This window comes from Mesorhizobium sp. M2A.F.Ca.ET.039.01.1.1 (assembly GCF_003998035.1).
In the GTDB taxonomy this organism is placed as follows: domain Bacteria; phylum Pseudomonadota; class Alphaproteobacteria; order Rhizobiales; family Rhizobiaceae; genus Mesorhizobium.
The window spans coordinates 1-698 of sequence record NZ_RZRY01001385.1 but is presented as its reverse complement, the minus strand read 5'-3'; the positions used below and the strand labels follow the sequence as shown (position 1 = coordinate 698).

Annotated in this window: 1 protein-coding gene; it reads right to left on the bottom strand. The window is 68.2% G+C overall.

Annotated elements, in window-relative coordinates; translation table 11 throughout:
- Positions 1-134: 134 nt before the first annotated feature.
- Positions 135-698: FAD-dependent oxidoreductase (locus EOA24_RS40010; RefSeq protein WP_189354691.1), on the bottom strand; the 564-nt coding region annotated here is incomplete at its 5' end.

Here is a 698-nt window from a genome sequence, read left to right as displayed (position 1 = left end):
GGGTGAGTCTCCCACCCTCCCCCTTGTGGGGAGGGTCGGCGCGCAGCGCCGGGGAGGGGGCAGCGCCCTACGAGAACCCCCACCCCGCTCCGCTTCGCGGATCGACCCTCCCCACAAGGGGGAGGGTAAGGAGCTCAAATATGCAGCGCGTGGCCCAGCGCCTTCAGCGCCGCTTCCTGGAAACCTTCGCCTTGCGTCGGATGCGCGTGGATCGTGCCGGCGATATCCTCCAGCCGCGCGCCCATCTCCAGCGCCAGGCCGAAGGCCGCCGACAGTTCGGACACGCCTTGCCCGACCGCCTGAATGCCGAGCACCAGATGATTGTCGGCGCGCGCCACGACCCGCACGAAACCGTCCTCGCCCTGTTTCGTCATCGCCCGGCCGTTGGCGGCGAAGGGGAACTGGCCGATCTTGACCTCGCCGGCGAACGCTTTCGCCTCTTCCGGTGACAGGCCCGCGGTGACCAGCTCCGGATCGGTGAAGCAGATCGCGGGAATGGCGCGCTTGTCCCAGCTTCTCTTGTGGCCGGCGACGATCTCGGCCACCATCTCGCCCTGCGCCATCGCCCGATGCGCCAGCATCGGCTCGCCGGTGACGTCGCCGATGGCAAAGATGCCGCGCATCGAGCTGCGGCACTGGTCGTCGATGCGGATGAATTTTCCCGTCCTGTCGAGGTCGATCTGCTCAAGACCCCACCC